Source organism: bacterium, assembly GCA_035527515.1.
GTDB lineage: Bacteria > B130-G9 > B130-G9 > B130-G9 > B130-G9 > B130-G9.
Genome location: DATLAJ010000146.1, coordinates 84,077 through 104,141, shown reverse-complemented (window position 1 = coordinate 104,141; position 20,065 = coordinate 84,077). Strand labels below are relative to the sequence as shown.

Below are 20,065 nucleotides of genomic sequence, written 5' to 3'. Positions count from 1 at the left end.
ACCACGCTTCAGAACAAGAAGCCTAGGCCCGCGGAATACATGTCCCCATCGAGATGCTCGTCCCGCTCGAACCTGCTGGTGTATCTAAAGCGGTTGTAGCGGATGTCAAGGTTGACCTTGTCAAGATAGCCCCCACCAAGCCACGTGGGATTGCCCGCAAGCCCCAGAACGTCGATTATGACGCCTCCCCCGACCGTTGTCGTCAGGCACGGAAACAGGCTGACGCTCAGGTCCTCGCCGAACTCCTGCTGCTGCCAAAGCGTCCATTCCTGCTCCTCGTCCAAGCTCGGATCGTCCTCAACATGCCAGCGGAACCTCGCCATCAGGATTATCTCGTCGATTACGTATTGATAGACCTTTGCCTCCACGGTGTTCGTGTAGAAGGCATCGTCATCCAGCGAGTAACGGTAATAAAGCTGGACCGACGTTCTACTCGGCAAATACTGATGTAAGCTCGCCGAATAGGACTGCGTTGCAGGAAGGTCTGATTGCGTCGCATAGGACGCCGTTAGTTGGCAAGTTGTGTATTGGGTGAATATCTGCGTTACAGTCGCCGTAACGGAGTTGGTATATGAGGTTGTCCTGTCGCTGAGATACCTCAGCGTGTTGATGTCGTATTCCCAGTATGGCGTGAGATCAGAGTCGGTGTGGGAATAGGTAACCTCGACCGTCGTATTTTGGTCGAAAAAAGGCTGCGAGTAGGTGACGTTGAACGAGCTCGACCTCGGTTTGCGCAGCGGGCCGAGGTCGCTGTCTTGTTTGGCCTTCTCCTCCATTTCATGGATGAGATATGCGTCCGTCAGCCTCATGGCGCGGTCGGTAAAAACGTATCCGAGCGTGAGCTTGCCGTCTTTGAACGTCTTCTGCTCGACGTTGAACGAATACTGGTCGCCGTGTGAGTAATACCTGGTGGGCGGCTCCCACAATGGTACCTTCCAGTATCTCGTGTCCGAGTGCAGATACGAGAACTTCAGCTTGGTCTTCTCCAGAACCTGCTTGTCAAGCCGGAGCGCAAAGGCCTCGTTGATAGTGTCGTTCTCGTCGCGATAGCAGAAGTAGCTGTAGGAGAATTGGTCCTGCGCACAATAACCGTCCGCAGCTATCAGAAGCAGTATGGCGATGCCTGCTGACAAGGATGTGCATAGGCCGAACGCAGACCTTCCAACACCAGATTTTGTTATCATGAGCACTCCTTTACCTGCCTGCGCAGCTTACACATCCGCCGCCGCTTGCACCGGCCCCAGTGACCCATGCCTTCTCTATGTCCCCAAGAACGAGGAACTCAAGAGTGGGGACATCCGGATTTATCTCGTCAAAAAGCATGATCGGGTCCGTCAGAAACTCCATCTCGTAGGGTTTGACCGTCGCACAGCCCTGACAAAGCCCTAGCGCCAGCAAAAGAAGCGCCAAAATCGCCAACGAGCCAGAGTTTAGCGTTCCATCTGTCCGTCTCACTTGAGCAGCTCCTCCACCCTCGCCTCGATAACCTTCTCTAGGATGCCGACGTATTTGCTCTGTATCTTTCCATCTCTATCGACAATGTATGTCGTCGGGACCTTGAACACTTTGAACTTCTTCATAACAGTCTTGTCCGGATCGTGAAGAACATTGAAGCTAATTGGGTGGTTACTGACGTAGTTTCTGAGCTTCTTCTCTCGTTGGTCTATCGAAACAGCGATGATGACCAGTCCCTCATCGCGCTTCTCACGGTAAAGTTTCTCGTAGAACTTCAGCGCCTTGCGGCAAGGGATGCACCACGTGGCCCAGAAGTCTATCACCACAACCTTGCCCTTGAAGTCGGAGAGAGATACCTGCTTGCCCGTGTTCACGTCCGTTAGCGTGAAGTTCGGTGCCGCTTTTGCTGGGTTGCCCTCTGCCGCAAGCAAGCAGGTCGAGAGCAGGGCGAGCAAGATCAAACACGCAACTAAGCTGAAACCCACGCGACTACTAGTTTTCATGGTTACTCCTTGGTGACTCGTGATGGACTGTCTTCCCGTGTGGTTGTAACAACTTGACCCCGAAGTTTCAATGGTCGTTTCCTCAATCGGCGCCGAGCGCGCATCCCCGCATCATTCAGGTCAACCGCCAACCGCCAACTCCTCAGGGCAATGGGTAGTGATAGCCCATATCTACCATCCCGCTATCCGGCGTGCCGTCCGTCTGCGTTGTCCGATCAGAAAGCCCGGCATCCTCGGCCGGCCGACTGCCCGCATCTATGCACGGGCTATCGGGGTCAAGATAGTATTCGCCGAGTGGACCTTCGACGAACATCGGGTCATCGTGGATGTTGCCCTCACCCGCATCGTCGTCCTCGATGCAGCAATACGTCCCTGAACAGCTAGATAGGTCGTCGCCGTTGCCCCAGATAATGCAGTCGATGATTGTCGGCGAACCGCTGCAATACATCCCACCGCCCCGGTCGGCGGCGTTGGCTTTGATGATGTTGTTCACGATCGTTGCCGAACCGCCCCAGCAGGATATCCCGCCGCCGCGCCCGGCCGAGTTGTCTAAGATCGCATTGTTTACGATCGCTGGCGTACTGCTCCAGTAGAATATCCCGCCGCCAGAGATGGCGGTGTTGGCCTGGATGATGTTGTTTACGATCGTGGGCGAACTGTAGTTGCAGAGTATCCCACCGCCGTAGCCGTTGTAGCCGTATACGCCGAGCGAGGAGTTACGAGTGATCGTGTTGTTCGAGATCATCGGCGAACTGTGGTCGCAGTATATCCCGCCGGCGTTTGAGTCCGCACTATTGCCCGAGATCGTGTTGCCTGAGATCGTGGGCCAACCGTGCCAGCAGTATATCCCGCTCCCGTGTTGGGCCCTGTTGCCCGAGATCGTGTTGTTCTCGATGGTGGGCGAACTCTCCCAGCAGTGTATCGCGCCGCCTAACCCGCCGGCGGTATTGGCCGTGATCGCGTTGCACGCAATCGTCGGAGAACTCTCACTGCAGTATATCCCGCCGGCCCAGTCAGCAGTGTTCTTTGAGATCGTGTTGTTCGAGATCATCGGCGAACTGTGGTCGCAGTATATCCCGCCGGCGTTTGAGTCCGCACTATTGCCCGAGATCGTGTTGCCTGAGATCGTGGGCCAACCGCCCCAGCAGCCTATACCGCCGCCGGAGATGGCGGTGTTGGCAGTGATTCTGTTGTTTGAAATGGTTGGCGAGCTGTCCGAGCAGTAAATGCCGCCGCCTCGTTTATCTGTGTGCTCAGCCCCCTTGGCTTCGCCCCCGGCTATTGTCAATTGCTCAATGCTCAGGTGACTAACGTAGGAGCAGTAGATAACGTGATAAGCGGCCTGCTGCGCGTCGAGGATTGTGCTCTCTGAGCCTTCGCCCTGAAGCGATACATAGCTCTTCATGTCGAGTGGAAACGTCTCTCCGTTTGTCGAGGATGAGTATGTGCCGGCGGCAACGTGGATGGTGGCAGGGGTGCTGAGCGCGGATGCGAGCGCATGTGTTATCGTCTTCCACGGCGAGCCTTCGGAGCCGTCGTTTGAATCGTTACCTGCCTCGCCGTCAACGTAATAATGCGATGCAGCTGAGGCGCCAACTGTGAATGGGGCCAAACTCAGGTCGCTTATCCACTGCATCGTGCCGGCGCACGTGAGAACCACCGCGAAGTTATATTCCCCCTCATCGCTGATTGGGGGCATGTAGCAGGGAAGGTCAAACCAGAACAACGGCGTCCGGCTCATAGTGAATGGACTGGGCACGTATATGCCAGGAATCCAAGCCTCAACACTCCCTGACCAGCCGTGCTGGCCATACGGGCTAAGGGTATAGAGGCCGCCATCAGGCGTCAGCAAACCGACATACACGTCAACGGACATTCCCTCGCCGTGATTCTCGGCGGACAGGCTAACCTCAATTGTGTCGCCGGACTGATACGTGTCGGCATCCGTGTAGATCGTGATCGTTGGCTCAGCCAGAACCGCCATAGGCAGCAAGGCAAAGGCCGCAAGAATGGTACATACAAATGCTGTTCTCATGGCTCCTTCCCTTTTTGGGGGTTAGCGTTATCTGCGCAGTGCCCTGTGATCGAAGTGCAAGAATACATAGAATCCAATCCAAAAGAGAGTAACACGGAACCGCACATTTTTCAAACGGTTGATGGGCCGGGGTCTGACCTTGGATTACGGAGGCTGTCCGATAAAGGGGTCAGCCGTGTTTTTTTGTAGGGTCGATTCACGAATCGCCCACAATATGTTGTGGCGCTGAAGTCGGGCGGTTCGTGAACCGCCCCTACATATAGGGCCATCCATCCACAAACACAGGGATTCTCGCATGCGGATGCACTTATTGGACGGCCTCTTAAATCGAGGTTTTTATTTCAGCACGCGTCGTGCCGTGAGCGCAGCCTTGAGTGTGGCTAGTAGCTCGACGCGGGACATTAGAACGGACACGAACGCGAGTCGCGGGGACCTCTCCTGGATCAGGTCGGCGTGGAGGTTGCGTAGGAGAACTTTGACGATTGTCTTAATGTAGAAGAGAAACGCAGCGCCTCGGACCTTGCGCATGGCGATGTAGCCCCAGTAATACCAGCGGAACATCATCTTGCAGAGACTTAGGATGCTGTCAGTTCGCTGATGGTGCACGATCGCCTTTGGGTTGTAGTCCAGCCGCTTGCCCATCGATTCGAGGCGAAAGCCTATCTCGGTGTCCTCACCGTTGGTCCGGAAGCGCTCGTCGAATCCGGCCGCCTCGACCAGGACGTTCCTGAAATACGAGCTGCACACGCCCCAGAGAAACGCGACATTAGATTTTTGTTCGCTCCCGTAGCCCTGAGAGGCATGGAGCCTACGCCACCTGTCCGCAAGAGACTCCTCTCGCTGCTCAATCGCTCGCCCTCCCACACCCGCCACGCCCGCCTCATAAGCGACTTCAAGCTCTTGAATGAGGTTGGGATCGGCGACCGCGTCCGCATCGATGAACACGATGACTTCGCCCGAGGCGTTTTTTGTGAGAACGTTCCGGGCGTGTGCGACGCCCCTGTTCTGTTTGAGCGTGATGACCTTCACATCGCGGCGTGATGACAATATCTCGGCAGTCCGGTCGGTCGAGCCATCGTCAACAACGATGATCTCGTCCGGCGGTCGGGACTGTGCGATCAGCGACTCGAGGCAGCTGCTGATGAACCTCTCCGCGTTGTAGCAAGGGATAGCGGCCGTTATTCGCACGTCAAGCGAGGGCTATGCCCGTTATCAGCTTTGCGGCAGAGATTCCGGCGATGGCGCCGTCCGCGACCGCCGTGCAGACCTGCCTGAGATGCGAGGTCCTGACGTCGCCCGCAGCGAAGATGCCCTCGACAGAGGTGGACATATCATTCTTGGCGACAATGAATCCGGCATCGTCCATCTCCAAAAGGCCCTGAACGAACTCCGTGTTCGGCGTTATTCCAATAGAGACGAACACCGCGCTCACCGCAAGCTCCCGGACGCTGCCGTCCTTGCGACTTTTGACCTGTATCGCCTCGACCTCGTCCTCACCCACGATTTTCTCGACCGTGTGGCTGAAGACCCGCTCAACATTCTCAAGTTTGGACAGCTCATCGGATGTCTCGCCGGCGAGCCTCAACTGATCGCGTCTGTGGATGTGATAGATTTTCCTGACTATGTGGGAAAGATAGATGACATCCTCCACGGCGGTTGTGCCACCCCCAACCACGGCGATGTCTTGGTTCCTAAAGAAATTGCCGTCGCAGACCGCACAGGTCGAGACTCCTTTGCCAAAGAGCCTCCCCTCTCCCGGCACCCCCAGAAGCCTGGGACGCGCTCCCGTAGCAACGATCACAGCCCTGCACTGGTAGGCAGGTCCACTCGCGGTTTCCACCGTCAAGAGCTGCCCTGGCACTATCTTGGCCGCGTTTGCTGAAATAACCTCGACACCACACGAGGCGAGGTGCTCCTTGAACTTCGCAACGAGCGCGAAGGTGGATGTGCCGACTGGGAATCCGAGATAGTTGTCGATCCTGCGCGTTGTCATTATCTGACCGCCGGGGCTTATCCTCTCGAGCAACAAGACGTTCACTCCCGATCTCTCGGCATAGACCGCGGCTGACATCCCGGCGGGCCCTGCGCCGACAACTACGACAGTATTGTTAGGGTCAAAACCTTCTAACATAAGATTACCTCCAACATGGCTTCCACTCCAAGACAATAGCGCCGTTGTAGTTCTCGGAGCGCGCGGGCATACTCAAGCCCAGAAATCGCTAGAAAATCGGCGAAATCAACCAAATATCTCCGCATTCGATTGTTGTATTAAACGGATTGGCAAAACATCCGTCTCGAGGCAGACTACTAACGCCGCGACAACCATGCGGATTGTTTACAGATTTGACCCTTCAGTCAAGATTTTTCGTTTAGACGGGCTTATCTGGGCCATCGGCAGACTACAGGATGGCCTAACTAAGTGAGGTAATGACGTTGACAGACGGTAAGAAAATTGTCGTGATTGGAGCGCAAACGGCCGGACTTGGCGCTGCGGCTGCGGCCAGGAAAATAGACCGGCGAGCGAGAGTAACTGTCGTTGAGCAGTCGATATACTCGTCGAGCTCGCCGTGCGGACTGCCATACTTCATCGGCGGTGAGGTCCAAGACATCAAGAAGCTTACGTTCGCCGAGCCCAAAGTCATTAGAGACAAGATGGGGATCGACCTGCGCCTCAAGCAGAGGGCAATCTCCATTGATACCGAGGGGAGATCGCTTGTCTGTGCGGACCTCGACGCTGGCAGCGAATACGAGCTTGGATATGACAAGCTGGTCTTGGCGACAGGCGCCTCGCCCAAGCTGCCGCCAGTTGAGGGAGTCCGGGCGGAGGGTGTGTTCACGCTCAGAAACATCGGGGACGCGACAAGGATCAAGGAATACATTCAGGAGCGTTCCCCAAGTCGCGCGGTCATCGTCGGAGCGGGCTACATCGGGCTTGAGATGGCCGAGGCGCTGGCTCGGCTCGGGGTTCGGGTGGTGGTGGTCGAGATGCTCCAGAACATTCTCGTCAGCCTGGACCCGGACATCGCGGCGATAGTTCAGCAGCATCTGGAGGAAAACGGCGTGGAGGTGTTGACCGGCTCTCCGTTGGAGAAGATCACCTGCGGCCCTGGTGGCCGGGTCAATGGTGTGTTGGCGGGCGGGCAGTCGATCGATGCCGGCGTTGTCATTCTCTCGCTGGGTGTCTCGCCGAACGTCGAGCTCGCGAGGGCCGCGGGCATCGACACGGGCGAGTTGGGCGCCGTGGTTGTGGATGAGCACCAACGAACATCTGCCCCGGACGTTCTCGCGGCCGGTGATTGCTGTCAGGCCAGGAGCATCGTAACGGGCGGAGAAACCTACATGCCGCTCGCCACCGTGGCGGAGAAGCAGGGGAAAGTCGCTGGCGAGAACGCCGCGGGCGGCGATTCACGATTTGCGGGCATTCTCGGGACCAGCATCTCGGGAGCGTTCGGGCTGGTTTTCGCCTCGACCGGACTTACGCTTCAGGCGGCGAAAAAATGCGGCCTTCAGGCCGCAGGCCAGGCGTTCATGGGCCATTCTCACGCTACCTATTACCCCAACGCAAGGCCCCTGAAGTTGAAGGTGGTATTCTGTCCGGAGACCGGCAAGCTTCTCGGCGCTCAGGCGGTCGGCCAGGAGGGCGTCGTGGCAAGAATGGACGCGTTCGTAGCGGCCATCCACGGAGGGCTGTCAGTGAAGGACCTGATGCAGCTCGATCTGCCATACTCGCCTCCGTTCGGCTCCAGTTGGGATGCCATCCACGTTGTCGCGATGATGGCTCAACGGCGAATGAGATGAGTGCCTGATTGGAAAGTTGAGGTTTGCTGCAGCGTGGAGGCTTATATGGCATCTAATCTCTTGACAAACCGGCCAAAACATCCTACTAGAGAGGCTGTCCAATAAGTTGGCTGATAGAGGTTTTACTGTTCTCCCGCACGAGGATAATACAGGAAATCAGACAGGTTGTCAAGATCAAGGGGTGGCGTGCTCAGACGGGCCTGACGTCCCCAATGTGGCTATAAAACGACATCGACGTCGTGTAGGGGCGGTTCACGAACCGCCCCCAAGGTGCCCGATCGAATTAGACCAGGGCGATTCGTGAATCGCCCCGACACAGGCAAAACGGACTTATGGGACAGCCTCTAGAGAGACATGGCCAGGTTAAAAGTAGGGATTGTGGGTTGTGGACGCGTGGGCTCGCTCCTTGCGAGAGACCCTTACAGGCGAAAACCATGCACGCACGCCGGCGCTTTCGCCGGGTGTGAGCACACGGATGTAACGTGCGCCTGCGACATCGACCCAGACCGGCTCGCGTCGTTCAGGGCCGATTGGGGCGTTGACCGGCTCTATCTCGACTACCGAGAGCTCTTGGCCAAGGAGAGGCCGGAGATAATCTCCGTGGCCTCATGGACCAGCACGCACAAGGACATAGTCGTCGAGGCGGCCAACTGTGGCGTCAAGGGGATACTCTGCGAGAAGCCGATTGCGCTCTCGCTTGCGGACGCGGACGAGATGATCAGCGAGTGCGAGAGCAACGGCGTGGTTCTGATGGTGAACCACGAGCGGCGTTGGGACCAGCGATTCATTGCCGCCAAGCGGCTCATCGAGGATGACGTCATCGGCCCGCTGAGAAGCATCTGGGGTGCGATGCTCTGTGGGGTCCCGGACGAAGAGAGCTGGAAGAGCGACCTGTCCTTAGTGGGCGGCGGGCCCCTGCTGCACGATGGAACGCACCTTTTCGATCTGCTTCGCTTCTTTGCCGGCGATGTGAGCTCCGTGGTCGGCTTCGTCCAACGTAACACGAGGCTTCCGATAGAGGATTCGGCGAACGCGACGCTATCGCTCGAGAGTGGGATACAGGCCAACGTGGAGGTGGGCGGCAGGAGGGCGTATTTTTACTTCGCGCTGGAGTTTTGGGGCGCGAAGGGCAAGATATCTGTCGGGAACGGGATCAACGACCTTTGGATAAGCGAACATTCGCAGAGTTTCGACGGTTTTCGCGAGCTTTCGGCCAAACCATTTCCGCTTCCTGAAGTCTATAAGAGCTCATACCTGTCAATGGTCGAGAACTTGGTCGGCGTTATTGAAGGCGTGAAAGCGAACAGGTCAAGCGGAAGAGACGCCAGAGAGTCGCTGCACATAATCTGGGCGATCTACGAATCGGAGAGGTTGGGCAATATCGTGGTTGATCTTCCGATATTACAGAGAGAGGTTTCACCTCTCGTTGAGATTCTGAGACGGTAAGAGATGGAGCGCAGAAGTTGATGGCCTCATGGTGGTTTAGGATTGAGCATTTGCGTTTGATTGGAGGAACAAGGTGCCGGAGCTGAGAAAGAGCCCGATTGCTAACCGCTGGGTAATTATCGCCACAGACAGGGCGAGGCGGCCATCGGATTTTCGCCTACACACAGAACAGCGGCGGCCTTCCGACGGCTTCTGCCCGTTCTGCGAGGGTAACGAGGATAAGACGCCGCCAGAGATATTCGCTTTGCCATATAATGGGCGCAAGCCAAACACTCCGGGATGGCAGACGCGAGTCGTCCCGAACAGGTTCCCAGCGCTGGCGATAGAGGGCAATTTAGATCGGCGAGGGAACGGGCTTTTCGACTGCATGAACGGTATAGGTGCGCACGAGGTTATCATCGAGACTCCGCAGCACGATCTTGAGATGGGCGACATGCCGCTTCCGCATCTAGAGATAATCCTCTCGACCTACCGGGCGAGAATAATGGACCTGGTCAACGACATGAGGCTCAGGTACATTCTCATTTTCAAGAACTTCGGTTTCGCGGCTGGCGCCTCGCTCGAGCATCCACATACGCAGCTAATCGCCACACCGGTAACGCCGCGCGTGGTCAAGCAGGAGATGATCTCGGCTCAGAGCCATTTTCTCGACAAGGAACGATGCCTGTTCTGCGATATTCTGGCGCAGGAGATCAAAGATGAGGAGAGGATAGTCTCGGTGAACGAGCATTTCGTGGCTCTGTGCCCGTTCGCATCCCGCTTTCCGTTTGAGACGTGGATATTCCCGCGCAAGCACTCGGCGCATTTCTCGTGCTCGTCGGACGAGCTTTTGCATCACTTTGCGCTTGCCCTACGGGACAGCTTGAAACGTATCTCGGTCGCACTCGAATCACCGCCGTATAACTTCGTCTTGCACAACTCGCCAAACACCAAGGGCAAGGCCCGCCGTCCAGGCTACTGGCAGACGCTCGACCTAGACTACCACTGGCACATCGAGATCATGCCCAGGGTCACGAAGATCGCGGGCTTTGAGTGGGGAACGGGCTTTTACATTAACCCGACGCCGCCGGAGCAGGCGGCTAAATACCTGCGAGATGTCGAAGTATCCTGGCCTGATTGACTCGCACTGCCACCTCACGGCGCCTCAGTTCGAGGAGGAGCTCGATACGGTGCTTGACCGCGCCCAAGAAGCCTCAGTAACCTCGATCAACGTTGTCGGGTACACAGTCGAACACAGCCGGCGCGCGATCGAGATGGCGAGGCGATACGATGCTCTTTGGGCGACAGTGGGCGTATCGCCTCACGATGCCAAAGATGCGCCGGATGACTTCGGCAAGTCCCTGGGCACGATGGCCGCTGAGAATCGGGACGAAGTCGTCGCAGTCGGCGAGACGGGCCTCGATTTCTTTCGCCTCATCTCGCCCCGCGAAGCGCAGATTTCCGCATTTATTAAACATATCGAACTCGCCGTGCACCTCGGCCTGCCCCTCGTCATCCACATCAGAGATGCTTTCGAGGAGACGTGCTCCCTTCTGGCAAAGCACGGCGCATCGGCCGGCGTGTTTCACTGTTTCACCGGAAGTGCACAGGAGGCGCTCAGGGCTGTCGAGCTAGGTTTCTACGTCTCGTTCTCCGGTATCGTAACGTTTAGAAATGCGCAGCAGGTTTCCGAGAGCGCAGCCGCTGTTCCAGACGATAGGCTCCTTGTCGAGACCGATGCTCCGTTCCTCGCCCCCAGCCCTATGCGAGGCAAGCGAAACGAGCCGTCTTTTTTGGTCTATGTCGTGGAGCGGTTGGCGAGAATCCGCGGCGCCTCGAAAGAACACATAGCGAGGATAACGGCGGAGAATGCCCGCCGAATTTTCGGTCGAGGCAGGCCACCCGAATGAATTCGGGTGTTGGGATAATGAGAGCCGTCCATATCACCGCATTGAAATACGGTGATCAGGAGGAAGCAAGCTCAGGCAGGCGCCACCTCATCGCCCGGCTTTAGCCGAGGCGATGCAGAAGGCTACCATGATCCTAGCCCCCATCTTCAGATGGGGGATCCCGGGCGGGCGGACAGCTTCCTCTCTTTTCCCTTCAGATGGGGACTCTCGGAGGGAGGAGAGGGGGCGCTTCGGCATCCTCGGCCCACCCGAATGAATTCGGGTGTTAGGACAATGAGAGCCGTCTATATCACCGCATTAAAATACGGTGATTCAGAGAAAGAAGCTCCCCCTGTCGGGGAACGGGGCCAGTCAAACCTGACAGAGGTCCCGCGCTACCTGAGTAGGTCAGAGAGCTCGGAATAGCGCGACATGGTCTCCTCTTTGATGGCAGCCGCGTCTCTCTCGTTCATGTTGTGCTGGAGCATCAGTGGCAGGGCGGCCAGCTCCTCGTCGGTTGGCGAGGGGTGGCCGCAGGCTTCCATCGGGAAGAACTCATTGGCCATCCAGAGTATCTCAGCCATGGTTCTGTTTACTTTGGCCGCTTGGGGGGAGTGGTGGTGAGATACTGCGTCTGACAGAGAGGCGGGCATATTCCACAGCTCGAACACGTGGCCCGAGACCTCGCTGTGATCGACGCCGATGACGTCCACCTCGACCTGAGAGAACTCCAGCGAGAGAGCATCGCACCACTGACAGAACCTCGATATGTATCCCGGCATCTTGTCGAGGATAGCGAGCTTGCCGATGTCGTGTAATAATCCAGCCAAGAACGCCTCCTCGAGGTCTTGTCCGCTGTCGAGTCGCTTGGCGAGGATGCGGGACGTGATTGCACATTTGAGAGAGTGTTTCCAAAGCGCGGTGTGGTCCGAGTTGCTACCTCCGCTTTTGCGAAAAAGCGTGTGCGCCGAGGCGGTAACCGCGAGCCAACGAACGGTCAAGAAACCGAGCGCCGTTATCGCGGCAGTTAGCGTGGACACGCGGCCTGTACGACCATACAATGCAGAGTTCGAGAACTTGAGCACCTTTGAGGCGAGCGCCTCGTCCGTCTCGATCATACGCTTCAGCTCCGGCAGTTTCGCTTTGGGATCGGACGTGATCTGCATCACGCGCACGGCGATAGCTGGGAGCGCTGGCAGTTCCTTGGGCTCAGCAAGGGCACTGACCATGTCCAGCTCCGCAAGCTTCCTCCTGTCCTGCGCCATCTGCTCGTGGGCAACCTCAACGTCCAGCATCTCTTTAGCCTCCTCAATCGTCGCGACCTGTCAACTACCGTACATGCTCAAATACTCGTGCAGAACGCCGCCTATGTCAACCTCGCTCGACACCTGGTCCCGGACGGGGATATGCAATCAGTCCGATGTCGTCCCCTAACCGCATCACTTTGTGCACATCAAGCTGCATTGCCTCAGAGACGGACGCAAATCCGACACCCAAGACCGAGGAAATGCTCTCCCGCCCGCCCAGCACCTTCGGCGCTATCACGAAGACCGCCTTGTCCACGAGGCATCTTGCGACAAACTCCCATGCCACCTCGGCGCCGCCCTCCACCAGCACGCTCATAAGCCCTCGCTCTGCCAGCGCCCGAAGCACAGCCTCGACATCGACGCGCCCGTCTCGAGCCCGCGTTCTGATGAACGAGGCGCCGGCACGTCTGAGTGCCTCCTCTCGTTGCACTGACGCGGCATCGGTGGTCGCGATGATGGTCTCGCATTGACCCGTCGTAAGGACCTTGGCGGCAGGCGGTGTTTTCAACATGCTGTCGAGGACCACACGAATGGGGCGGTCTGGACGTGCTGGACTCACGTGGCGGACGGTGAGTTCGGGATCGTCTTTCTCCAAAGTTCCCCTGCCCACGAGCACAACGTCGCTCTCAGCCCGCAACCTGTGGGCGAACTGACGGGCCTTAAGGCCAGTAATCCATCTCGAGTCGCCAGACTTGGTGGCTATCTTGCCGTCCAGGGTTTGGGCGAGCTTGAGCGTTACGAAGGGCAGGCCGGTCGTGATGAACTTGAAATAGGCCTCGTTCAGAAGTCTGCACCGGTCCTCTAGAACGCCGACCTCGAGCTCGATGCCAGCCCTTCGGAGGATGGCGATGCCCCGGCCTGCGACGAGCGGGTTTGGGTCTGGGGTGCCCACAACGACGCGTTTGATGCCAGTTTTGACTATTAGAGCAGCGCAGGGCGGTGTTCGGCCGAAGTGGCTGCACGGCTCGAGATTCACGAACATAGTGCTGCCGCGAGCTAGCGAGCCAGCCCTTCTGATTGCCACCACCTCGGCGTGAGGCTCGCCCGCGCGAACGTGATAGCCGCTGGCGGTCTTGGTGCCGTCCTTGACCAGAACAGCTCCCACCATGGGATTGGGAGACGTTTTGCCCCGGGCTCTGGCCGCGAGCCGCAGGCACTCCTTCATAAACTCGACGTCGTGTTCAGCCATATCAGACCTCCGACAAGCATGGCTTCTCGGTGCGGGCTGCCATTTCAGCCCCCAAGTGGCTCGCTAGACAATCCCAAAAGGGCGTCTGCAAACGCACTCGGCTGGAATTCGACCAGGTCGTCGATCTTCTCCCCCGTGCCCAGAAACAGTATCGGGATCGAGAGCTCGTCCGCAATCGTAACGACAACACCGCCCTTGGCCGTCCCATCGATCTTGGTCAGCACGATCCCTGTGATCCCGTTCAACCACTCGCTGAACTGCTTTGCCTGAGACACTGCATTCTGGCCCAAAGTCGCGTCAAGTATCAGCAGCGTCTCGTGAGGCGCACCATCGGCGTTCGTCGCGGCCACGCGCCTCACCTTGGCAAGCTCGGCCATGAGGTTTTTCTTGGTGTGCAGTCGCCCGGCAGTATCGACAATGACCATGTCGGCGCCCCTAGACCGAGCCGCCGCAATGCCGTCGAACACGACTGCGGCCGGGCTGCCACCCTGCTTGTGGGCTATGACCTCGACTCCGGCTCGCTCTCCCCAAATAGTCAACTGCTCGATAGCAGCTGCGCGGAACGTATCAGCGGCAACCAGTATCGGCGTTATTCCCTGCTGCACATACCGCCTGGCGAGCTTTGCTATGGTCGTCGTCTTGCCAGTCCCGTTCACACCAACGACCAGCGACACAAACGGACGCTGCCGGCATTCCATCACCGAAGGCGCCCGCCTGCTCTCACCAGACGATAGAATCTCAACCAGCGCCTTCTTCACGGAGAACTTGACCACATCAGGCTTAGTCAGCTCTCGCCGCTTAAGGTCCTCGCTAACTTTCGCGACGATCTTATCCACAGTATCAACGCCAACGTCGGCAAGGATCAGCGCCTCCTCAAGCTGCTTCAACAGCTCGGGCGAGATGTGCTTTGCGCCGAGGAATATCCGGCCCAGACTTGCCGAGAGCTTCTCGCGCGTTTTGAATAGGCCCTTAGCTAAACGTTTCCGAGTTAGCTCTCTCGGTTTTGTGGACTCATCCTGAGTGCCACTTCTCTCTTGCTGCGAGGCCTGTTGCTTAGCATTGGACTCCGCAGCTTTCTCGCCCTGCTTAGGTTTCTTCGAACCGAAACCAAAAAAACGCATCTAAATCACCTACCTCGTGAACTTTCCGCCCTTAAGAGCCGTCCTGTCAGAACAGAAGGCTCCCTTCCAGCGGACAATCTGCAACTGGAAACTTTCGAACCTCAAGCATGCAACCGATTGATAGCCCGACTAGAGACCGCGCAGAGCGACTCCTTCGCCACGCCAACCATGCCCGCCGTAACTTCACATTTGGCCTTGAACAAGAAATAGATGTTGGCTTCTCTCACCTCGTCCAGCGTCTCGAAGTTGGCCTGGCCCTTGCTGATGATGAGATCAGCGTCGTAAAACGCCTTCCTGAACGTGTCCGAGCAAGTCTCGAGGATCGTTCCGACGCAATCGCTCCCGTTCTCGATCAACTCAGCGCCCGCCGGAAGCCCAGAAGCCATCGCGTCCGCCATCGTGGCGTCATTGATTACGGGCACGCTTTTGACAGCGACCTTGACCGAACCGAACTGAAGCAGATGGCCGATTAAGGGAACGTCAAACACGAGCTCCCCGGCGTTGTCAGCGAGGAAGAGAATGCTCTTCGTATATGCCAAGTCAGACTCGAGCTCTGACAGCGAGAGTATCCCAAACTGCTCTTGCATGATGTTCTCGACGACGTGGCGAAGGTCGATGTCGGAGTATATCCCGAAGTCTATTACGTTCCCCGCCACAGACGTCCGAATCGCCGACTCAAGCGGGTTCAGCGCCCTTTCTATCGGCTCGAAATCTCTCACCATCTTCAAGGCCATCTCTGTGCATCGAGCCTTGATTTTTCTGAATGGGTCGGTCCCGTTGAGCCTCGCCCTTATTCTCCTGTAAATCTCGGTCGCGATGTGGGCAGGGGTGTCGCTCAACTTAGCGTTACGGATCGGGTCGAGCGACAGGTCAATAATCTCCTTCACCCGAACTGGATCGTCAGTTATTTGCGACGCGGCGATCAGTGCCTGCCTCACGAAGCACGGGAAGCACTGTGGATGAACTCTCAACTGCCGGCCTCCTGGTCCACGTCCTGGTCAACGTGAAGATCGGCCTGAGACGACTTCATCACCTCGTCGAGCAGCCTCGCCTCCTCGTCCGCGGCAAGCGCCTGGACGATCTCATCGAGATCGCCTTGGAGGACGGAGTCGAGCTTGTAGAGGGTGAGGTTGATCCTGTGGTCGGAGACGCGATTCTGGGGGAAGTTATAGGTCCGTATTCGTCCGGAGCGGTCCCCGGAGCCGACCATGGACCTCCTTTCGCTATCTATTCTCTGGTGTTGCTGGGACACAGCGCTGTCATAGAGCCTCGCCCGCAGGACACGCATCGCGCGCTCCTTGTTTCGATGCTGCGATTTCTCGTCCTGGCACGTTACAACCAGCCCGGTCGGGATGTGAGTTATACGCACCGCCGAATCGGTCGTGTTGACGCTCTGACCGCCAGGCCCCGTCGAGCGGAACCTATCGACCCTGATCTCGCCCGGATCGATCTTGATCTCGATCGAGTCAGGCTCGGGCAGAACCGCGACCGTAACGGCAGACGTGTGGATTCTGCCCGAAGATTCGGTTACGGGAACTCGCTGAACTCTGTGAGTGCCGCCCTCGAACTTCAAGTATTGATATGCTTGTTTTCCCGAGACGCCAACCAGGACCTCGCGAAAGCCGCCCAGCGGAGTCGGGCTCTGCGCAAGAACCTCCATTCGGAGACCTTTTCGCTCCGCAAAACGCATGTACATCTCGAGAAGGCTGGCCGCGAAAAGAGCTGCCTCCTCCCCGCCGGTGCCCGCCCGGACCTCGAGGACCAGGTCCCTGCCTGACATGGGGTCTTCCGGAACAAGCAGATTCCGGATCTTTCGCTCCAGGGCCGCCTTCTCAGGCCTAAGCCGCTCGATCTCCGCTTGCGCCTCCTCCTTGAGCTCCTTATCGTCAAGCAGTTCGGTCGATTCGGCGATCTCGGTCTCTAGTCTCTTGAGCTTGTCGAGATTCTCCACAAGCTCCGATATGCGCGAGTGCTCGATGGCGAGTTCTTGATACAGGACGTGGTTTGAGAGCACTTCCGGCTCAGACATCCGCTGCGCAAGCTTATACACCTTGACTTTGAACCGATCGAGGTCCGTAAGAAGAGGGTTCAAACTGAGAGCGCCTCCTCTTGAGCCTTCTTGATTCGGTCCTCTCGCAGCCTACGTTCAGCGCCGAGAACGCCATGCAACGCGGCGATGGCGACCTCGACCTGTTCATCCGATGGCTGCCTCGTAACAAGCCTCTGAAGCATCAGCCCAGGCGCCGTGATTGCTCTGACGAAAAGCGAGTTGGGGGCCTTTGCGGACAGACGAAGAAGCTCGTAGGAGATGCCAGCCGCCAAGACCAAGACGAGCGGAAGGAACTTCAGCCGTGTTGCCGCCTTGCTGATTGGGTCTGTCTCTTGCGGGACGAGCGAGAAAAGCAGAATGACAACAACCAGCAGAATAAGCAGGAAGCTCGTTCCACAGCGGCGATGAAGGACGCCAAAATCGCGTGCAGATTCCACGGTTACCTCTTTGCCTGACTCGTATGCGTGAACGACGCGGTGCTCAGCGCCGTGATACTGGAATACTCGCCTGATGTCCGGCATCAGCGAGATGCCTACAATGTAGAGCACGAAGATGACGATCCTGAAGCCGCCGTCTGCAAGGTTGAATAGGTAGCTAGAGCTGTGAAGTATCGGAAACTGAGAGCCCAGCAACTCCGTGAAGACGTGAGGCAGAATGAAAAAAAGGACAAGGCCCATGCCAAGTGCGGCGAGCATCGAGAGCAGGAAAGGCCAGAATGTGCCCTTATCCTCGTGGCTTTCGGAAGCGTCACGCAGAGATTCTTTAGCTGAGAAGTTGAGGCACTTGATCCCCAACGAAAGAGAATCCCAAAGCGTGGCGATGCCGCGAAAAAACGGCCATTTCAATAGGTGCACACGCTCCGAAGGCTGTTTGATCTGCTCCACCTTCGACTTGATTGAGCCATCCGCTGCGCGCACAGCTACTGCTACTGCGTTAGGTGAACGGAGCATCACCCCCTCGATTACGGCCTGCCCCCCAACTGTCAGCGGCATTATTCGTCCGCCTTGAGCCCGTATTTTCTCCTAAACCGCTCCACGCGACCGGCCGTGTCAACCAGCTTCTGTTTGCCGGTGAAGAAGGGGTGGCACTTGGAGCATATCTCGATCCTTATGTTCTTCTTAGTTGAACGAGTCTTGAACTTGTTCCCACAAGCACACGTAACTGTTGTCTCATAGTACTTGGGATGTATGTCCTTCTGCATGCCTATTTATCTCCTGTAAACGTCCGTAAACCATAGACCCAACACCGCAGCTGAATCTTTGTTCCGCCTAGGCCAAAAATGTAAAGTCCAATCGAGAGTGAAGGGATTATGACAATGCTGTGGGCAAGAAGTCAAAAAAAGCCCGGGCGATGATGACAGTCCAAGCCTTCGAGACGATTACCCACGCTTTGGATGTGGCTGGGACGACGGCAGCGACCATTAGTGTCGCCGCCGGGACTTACTCCTGGGAGACTAACGGGGAGACATTTCCTCTGGAGTTGATGTCCTCCACCTCTCTGCTTGGTCAGGGGAGCGAGACGACCAGGCTCTTGGGTGACACAGAAGATGAGCGGATCATCAAGGCGACCCACATAGATGATCTGAGGGTAGAAAGGCTGGCACTGGTGAGCCGGTCGTTATTCTCAGGAGGGATATGGACCGACTGCTGTAGGCGTGTGGTCGTTCGAGACTGTCAGCTAACCGGGAACTCGGCCTCGTGCCTCTCGTTGCACGCATCGTCGTCCGGGGCCGAGGAAGGCTCGATCATTATTGAACGTTGCACCGCCACTGCTGGGAAGGAAGCATGGTTCAGCATGAATTGTGAAAGCCCTCGCATTAGGGTAGATGCTTGTGTCTTGACGGGCTTGGCGTATCTTAAGGGGCGAGACGCTACAGTGGAGGATTCGACCTTCGTGGACGGGGGCCTAGCCTTAAATGCTTCTTCGGCGGAGGTGAGGCGGTGTAGTTTCTATGGTGGGGGCATCAGCCTCGAGGATGGCCGGAACCTGATCGAGAAGTGCAAGCTAATTGGCGGCGGGATAGACGGGGAGATCTACTACGATCATCGAGGCATCTGGGGCGAAACCACCATCCGCGACTGTCTCATAGCGGACAGGCCCTACGAGAGCGGTCTTAGTGGCGTGAGTTGGACGGCTTGGTCGGCGCCACCGTTACCCTACACGTCGGCAGCCGACGGAGAGGCTAGGGGGGACAGGTTCTCGCTGGAGATGACGAACTGCACTGTCGTGAACAACATTTATGGGGTCTGGTGCAACGGCGACTTCAGGTACATCGCCGCTCCATTCCACGTCAAGATAGCGGATTGCAGGATTCTCGACAGCCAACGGAGCGGGATTAACTTTTGGGCCACTGAGGGGGTGGGAGATGACGTCGTTCGGAACTGCCTGATTTCGGGAAACTCTGGAGGGGGCGTCTATTGTTGTTACGCGGACCAGCTTAATGTTGAGGGATGCACAATCCTGGACAATGGAGCTGGCTGGACCGACTCTTGGGGTAGATATCAACCTAGCTGGGGAGGCCTGCGGGCCTCCAGCACGAGCGACGTGAATGTTCGGAACTGCATTTTACGGAATAACAAGACTGAGTTGAGCGGGTCATCGCTTAGCGTTCGATACTGCTGCGTTGAGGGAGGCTACCCCGGGGTGGGGAACATCGTGGGGGACCCGATATTTGCGAGCGGGCCGCTGGGCGACTATTACCTATCGTCGGCCGAGGCGGGAGAGGATGCGGACAGCCCGTGCATCGACGCCGGCTCCACAAGCGCCTCAATCGCCGGCATGAACTTCTTCACCACGCGGACGGACGGCGCCTTCGACACTGAGCTGGTCGATATCGGCTACCACTACGCCGCCACGCCGCCCACAATCGAGGCAAGCATCGGCGGAGGCGCAATCATAGCAGGGGCGGCAGAGGCGCCGGCCCTGGGGCCTGGGGACAGGCTGCGGGCGCAGGTAGCAGTTGGGAACGATGGCTGGCCGATCTGGGTTGACTTCTATGCGGCGTTCGTAGCGGCTGACGGGACGGTGTTTTACATTACGCCGGACGGCCTCACGACTGACTTCACGCCCTACGCGATCGACGTTCTGTTGGACGAAGGGCTTCATTTCGGCCCGGCTTGCATCTTTGAGTTCACGCTGAACGAGCACGTCATCCCCGGCGACTACCTCTTCGCTGCTGCGCTCAGTCGTGCCCGTGAGCCTTTCCGCCCCATCGGCTCCATCGCAAGCGTGCAATTTCGCATCATGTAGGGGAGAATCGCAGTGGCAAGGCCAGACCATTACCCTGGGCGTGG

General features: G+C 57.5%; 18 protein-coding genes. 5 read left to right on the top strand and 13 right to left on the bottom strand.

Features of this window, described 5'->3' with window-relative positions; translation table 11 throughout:
• Window positions 1-8 precede the first annotated feature (8 nt).
• The 6 genes from VM163_12085 to VM163_12060 all read right to left on the bottom strand — a co-directional run bounded on the left by VM163_12085 (window position 9) and on the right by VM163_12060 (window position 6,124).
• The gene (locus VM163_12085) at window positions 9-1,184 is read right to left on the bottom strand and encodes a hypothetical protein (protein ID HUT04616.1); all 1,176 of its coding nucleotides are present in this window, start codon (window positions 1,182-1,184) and stop codon (window positions 9-11) included.
• 10 nt (window positions 1,185-1,194) lie between these two features.
• Window positions 1,195-1,455, bottom strand: a complete 261-nt coding sequence (locus tag VM163_12080; protein HUT04615.1) for a DUF4266 domain-containing protein — start codon at window positions 1,453-1,455, stop codon at window positions 1,195-1,197.
• Window positions 1,452-1,958 (bottom strand): TlpA disulfide reductase family protein, encoded by a 507-nt coding sequence (locus VM163_12075; GenBank protein ID HUT04614.1) that lies wholly within the window; start codon window positions 1,956-1,958, stop codon window positions 1,452-1,454. Before VM163_12075 ends, VM163_12080 begins: the two co-directional genes overlap by 4 nt.
• Window positions 1,959-2,100: 142 nt before the next feature.
• Window positions 2,101-3,993: a right-handed parallel beta-helix repeat-containing protein gene (locus VM163_12070; protein HUT04613.1), complete on the bottom strand. Its 1,893-nt coding sequence runs from the start codon at window positions 3,991-3,993 to the stop codon at window positions 2,101-2,103.
• Between the two features lie 336 nt (window positions 3,994-4,329).
• Window positions 4,330-5,181, bottom strand: coding sequence for a glycosyltransferase (locus VM163_12065; protein ID HUT04612.1), 852 nt, complete (start codon window positions 5,179-5,181; stop codon window positions 4,330-4,332).
• 1 nt (window position 5,182) lies between these two features.
• Entirely contained in the window at window positions 5,183-6,124 is a 942-nt protein-coding gene (locus VM163_12060) for an FAD-dependent oxidoreductase (GenBank protein HUT04611.1), read from the bottom strand.
• Window positions 6,125-6,420: 296 nt separating this feature from the next.
• On the opposite strand from VM163_12060, the gene VM163_12055 reads away from it, so the two are divergent.
• The 4 genes from VM163_12055 to VM163_12040 all read left to right on the top strand — a co-directional run bounded on the left by VM163_12055 (window position 6,421) and on the right by VM163_12040 (window position 11,126).
• Entirely contained in the window at window positions 6,421-7,791 is a 1,371-nt protein-coding gene (locus tag VM163_12055; protein ID HUT04610.1) for an FAD-dependent oxidoreductase, read from the top strand.
• A 354-nt stretch (window positions 7,792-8,145) separates the two neighbouring features.
• The gene (locus tag VM163_12050) at window positions 8,146-9,237 is read left to right on the top strand and encodes a Gfo/Idh/MocA family oxidoreductase (GenBank protein HUT04609.1); all 1,092 of its coding nucleotides are present in this window, start codon (window positions 8,146-8,148) and stop codon (window positions 9,235-9,237) included.
• Between the two features lie 73 nt (window positions 9,238-9,310).
• Entirely contained in the window at window positions 9,311-10,357 is a 1,047-nt protein-coding gene (galT, locus tag VM163_12045) for a galactose-1-phosphate uridylyltransferase (protein ID HUT04608.1), read from the top strand.
• Window positions 10,332-11,126: a TatD family hydrolase gene (locus VM163_12040; protein HUT04607.1), complete on the top strand. Its 795-nt coding sequence runs from the start codon at window positions 10,332-10,334 to the stop codon at window positions 11,124-11,126. The genes galT and VM163_12040 overlap by 26 nt, the downstream gene beginning before the upstream one ends.
• A gap of 374 nt (window positions 11,127-11,500) precedes the next feature.
• On the opposite strand, the gene VM163_12035 is transcribed toward VM163_12040, so the two are convergent.
• The 7 genes from VM163_12035 to rpmE all read right to left on the bottom strand — a co-directional run bounded on the left by VM163_12035 (window position 11,501) and on the right by rpmE (window position 17,973).
• Window positions 11,501-12,400: an HDOD domain-containing protein gene (locus VM163_12035; protein HUT04606.1), complete on the bottom strand. Its 900-nt coding sequence runs from the start codon at window positions 12,398-12,400 to the stop codon at window positions 11,501-11,503.
• A 76-nt stretch (window positions 12,401-12,476) separates the two neighbouring features.
• Window positions 12,477-13,601 (bottom strand): bifunctional diaminohydroxyphosphoribosylaminopyrimidine deaminase/5-amino-6-(5-phosphoribosylamino)uracil reductase RibD, encoded by a 1,125-nt coding sequence (gene ribD, locus VM163_12030; protein HUT04605.1) that lies wholly within the window; start codon window positions 13,599-13,601, stop codon window positions 12,477-12,479.
• A gap of 44 nt (window positions 13,602-13,645) precedes the next feature.
• Window positions 13,646-14,722: a signal recognition particle-docking protein FtsY gene (gene ftsY / locus VM163_12025; GenBank protein ID HUT04604.1), complete on the bottom strand. Its 1,077-nt coding sequence runs from the start codon at window positions 14,720-14,722 to the stop codon at window positions 13,646-13,648.
• A gap of 101 nt (window positions 14,723-14,823) precedes the next feature.
• On the bottom strand, window positions 14,824-15,693 hold the full coding sequence (locus VM163_12020; GenBank protein HUT04603.1) for an ARMT1-like domain-containing protein: 870 nt from the start codon (window positions 15,691-15,693) through the stop codon (window positions 14,824-14,826).
• Window positions 15,690-16,814, bottom strand: a complete 1,125-nt coding sequence (prfA, locus tag VM163_12015; protein ID HUT04602.1) for a peptide chain release factor 1 — start codon at window positions 16,812-16,814, stop codon at window positions 15,690-15,692. Before prfA ends, VM163_12020 begins: the two co-directional genes overlap by 4 nt.
• Window positions 16,811-17,764, bottom strand: a complete 954-nt coding sequence (locus tag VM163_12010; GenBank protein ID HUT04601.1) for a DUF1385 domain-containing protein — start codon at window positions 17,762-17,764, stop codon at window positions 16,811-16,813. Before VM163_12010 ends, prfA begins: the two co-directional genes overlap by 4 nt.
• Window positions 17,764-17,973, bottom strand: a complete 210-nt coding sequence (rpmE, locus tag VM163_12005; GenBank protein HUT04600.1) for a 50S ribosomal protein L31 — start codon at window positions 17,971-17,973, stop codon at window positions 17,764-17,766. The genes VM163_12010 and rpmE overlap by 1 nt, the downstream gene beginning before the upstream one ends.
• Window positions 17,974-18,092: 119 nt before the next feature.
• Between rpmE and VM163_12000 the strand changes: the two genes are divergently transcribed.
• Complete coding sequence (locus VM163_12000; protein ID HUT04599.1) at window positions 18,093-20,021, top strand: right-handed parallel beta-helix repeat-containing protein; 1,929 nt, start codon at window positions 18,093-18,095, stop codon at window positions 20,019-20,021.
• The last annotated feature ends 44 nt before the right edge of the window (window positions 20,022-20,065 follow it).

What these genes read in the sequence shown, in the direction of transcription:
- VM163_12010 (HUT04601.1), bottom strand. Translation starts at nt 17,764, where the DNA reads ATGCCGCTGACAGTTGGGGGGCAGGCCGTAATCGAGGGGGTGATGCTC.
- VM163_12035 (HUT04606.1), bottom strand. Translation starts at nt 12,400, where the DNA reads ATGCTGGACGTTGAGGTTGCCCACGAGCAGATGGCGCAGGACAGGAGG.
- VM163_12050 (HUT04609.1), top strand. Translation starts at nt 8,146, where the DNA reads ATGGCCAGGTTAAAAGTAGGGATTGTGGGTTGTGGACGCGTGGGCTCG.
- ftsY (HUT04604.1), bottom strand. Translation starts at nt 14,722, where the DNA reads ATGCGTTTTTTTGGTTTCGGTTCGAAGAAACCTAAGCAGGGCGAGAAA.
- VM163_12075 (HUT04614.1), bottom strand. Translation starts at nt 1,958, where the DNA reads ATGAAAACTAGTAGTCGCGTGGGTTTCAGCTTAGTTGCGTGTTTGATC.
- VM163_12055 (HUT04610.1), top strand. Translation starts at nt 6,421, where the DNA reads ATGACGTTGACAGACGGTAAGAAAATTGTCGTGATTGGAGCGCAAACG.
- VM163_12085 (HUT04616.1), bottom strand. Translation starts at nt 1,184, where the DNA reads ATGATAACAAAATCTGGTGTTGGAAGGTCTGCGTTCGGCCTATGCACA.
- VM163_12060 (HUT04611.1), bottom strand. Translation starts at nt 6,124, where the DNA reads ATGTTAGAAGGTTTTGACCCTAACAATACTGTCGTAGTTGTCGGCGCA.
- VM163_12040 (HUT04607.1), top strand. Translation starts at nt 10,332, where the DNA reads ATGTCGAAGTATCCTGGCCTGATTGACTCGCACTGCCACCTCACGGCG.
- ribD (HUT04605.1), bottom strand. Translation starts at nt 13,601, where the DNA reads ATGGCTGAACACGACGTCGAGTTTATGAAGGAGTGCCTGCGGCTCGCG.
- rpmE (HUT04600.1), bottom strand. Translation starts at nt 17,973, where the DNA reads ATGCAGAAGGACATACATCCCAAGTACTATGAGACAACAGTTACGTGT.
- VM163_12070 (HUT04613.1), bottom strand. Translation starts at nt 3,993, where the DNA reads ATGAGAACAGCATTTGTATGTACCATTCTTGCGGCCTTTGCCTTGCTG.